A 2,004-nucleotide genomic window follows, 5' to 3' on the forward strand; every position below is an offset into this window, starting at 1 on the left:
CGCGCGCCGGGGGCGGTGGCACCGTGCCGCGCGGCGCACCCGGCGACCGCGCGTACCGGACGCTGCTGCTGCACGGCCTCGCCGACTCCTCCGGTGTGTGGACCCACGTCGTGGGCCGGTTCCCGCCGGAGCATCGGGTCGTGGCCCCCGACCTGCCCTGGAGCGGTGCGGCGATCGGTGGCTACGCGGCCTCGTACACCCGGCCCACCGACGCGATCGCCACCGCGCTCGCCGGCCCGGACGGTACGGCCGACGTGGTGGTCGCGCACTCGTTCTCGGCCAACCTTCTGCTCGCCCTGCTCGACGCCGAGCTGCGTGCGGGCGGGCGGCCGCTGCGGCGGTACGGCATCAGGCGCATGGTGCTGGTCTCGCCCTTCTACCGCAGGCGCCCGGAGGACTTCGGCTGGGCGGCGATGGCCTACTTCATGAACGACTTCCACCGGATCATGGAGGAAGGGCTGCGGGCGGCCGCGCTCGGACGAATCCCCGACGACGTCCTGCTCGACATGGCCTACCGCGTGCGCGAGCGCGTCGGCCCCTACGGCTGGACGTCCTTCTTCGACACCTACCTGCGCACGCCGTGGCTCGCGGTGGGCGAGCTGGACGTGCCGTGCCTGGTGATCTCCGGCGGGGACGACATCGCCGCCGACCCGTCCGAGGCCGCCGCGCTCGCGGCGGACCTGCCGCACGCGCACCTCGAACTCGTCCCGGGCTGCGGGCACTTCCCGATGGTCTCGGCACCCGAGACCTTCGCCGGGGCGGTGTCCGGCTTCCTCGGTGACCTCCATCCCGTTGTCCGACCAGAACTGGAGACGCACACATGACCGCTGTGATCGACGAGGGCACCGTGGCCGCGGTGAAGTCCCTGTGCTCCGACACCAGCACGGTGCCGGTCCGCCCGCGCTACGAGGGCAACAACATCTGCACCTGGATCGGGTTCAAGCACGTCAATTACCTGGTCGAGGAGGCCGTGCTCGAACACTTCCGCAACGCGGGCCTTTCCAGCAGACGGTTGTTCACCGAGTTCGGCCTCGGGGTGGACATCGTGGAGCTGGACACCCGCATCCTCAACGCCTTCCACCTCGACGAGGCGGGCACCGCCACCGTGGTGCCCACGGCCGGTGCCGACGAGGACGTCCTGCGGTTCTCGGTCACGATCGTGCGGGAGGGGTCGACCACGCGGGACGTCACGGCGAAGGTGCGGGTGGCGCTGCGCGTGGACACCTACCTCGACGAGCCCGTGGAACTGCCCGGCGAACTCGCCCGGTTCGCCGTGACCCGCCTCGCGGAGTCCGAGCCTGGCGAGCCGGTGTCCGAGGCGGACAACACCGCCCTCGCCGACGGCCGAGGCGCCTCGGCGGGTCCGGACAACGACCCGGTGCTGGCCCGGCTGACGGAGGGCCGCAACGCCTTCGGCTGGAAGTGGCGCATCCCGTACCCGTACTGCCACAACAACGAGCGGTTGCAGATGTCGGGTTATCTCCGGCAGATGGAAGAGGTCGTCGATCTCTTCCTCGCCGACCGCGGGATCTCGATCAAGACCATGCTCGACGAGCGCCGGTGGATCCCGGTCGTGCCCCACTCGTCGATCGAGTTCCTCGACGAGGCGCTCATGGAGGAGGACCTCTACACCGTCTACACCGTCGAGGAGATCTTCAAGGACGTCACCTACCGCTCCCGCATGGACACCTACGTGGTCCGCGACGGACGCCTGGTGCCCACGGCGACCGGCACGATCACGCACGGGTACGCGGTCATCGACGACCGCAGGAACTGGCGTCTGGTCAACTTCGACCAGCGTGTGCTCGACGCGCTCGCGGGCCGGGGGACGCGGGACTGATGACGACCGAGCGGGTGCTGCTGATCGAGAGCCGGGGGCCGCACGCAGGCCCGGGCTGCGCGGTGTTCCTCGCCGACGGGGTGGCGCTCGCCGACCGCGCACGGGTCCGGGTGCTGCTGCTCGGCGACGCGGTCACCGCCGCGGTGCCGGGCGCGGTGGGCGAG

The 2,004-nt window shown here is 71.2% G+C and carries 2 protein-coding genes; both read left to right on the plus strand.

Going from position 1 to position 2,004, the window contains the following annotated elements; translation table 11 throughout:
* Positions 1–824 (plus strand): alpha/beta fold hydrolase (locus tag SACSA_RS22020; RefSeq protein ID WP_019814858.1); only part of this gene is annotated, 824 nt, incomplete at its 5' end.
* Positions 821–1,840 carry a thioesterase family protein gene (locus SACSA_RS0107935; RefSeq protein ID WP_019814860.1) on the plus strand — a complete coding sequence of 340 codons (1,020 nt, stop codon included), beginning with the start codon at positions 821–823 and terminating at the stop codon, positions 1,838–1,840. The genes SACSA_RS22020 and SACSA_RS0107935, both read left to right, overlap by 4 nt.
* Positions 1,841–2,004 lie beyond the last annotated feature (164 nt).

The sequence above is a fragment of the Saccharomonospora saliphila YIM 90502 genome, assembly GCF_000383795.1.
GTDB classification, from domain to species: domain Bacteria; phylum Actinomycetota; class Actinomycetes; order Mycobacteriales; family Pseudonocardiaceae; genus Saccharomonospora; species Saccharomonospora saliphila.

What these genes read in the sequence shown, in the direction of transcription:
- SACSA_RS0107935 (WP_019814860.1), top strand. Translation starts at nt 821, where the DNA reads ATGACCGCTGTGATCGACGAGGGCACCGTGGCCGCGGTGAAGTCCCTG.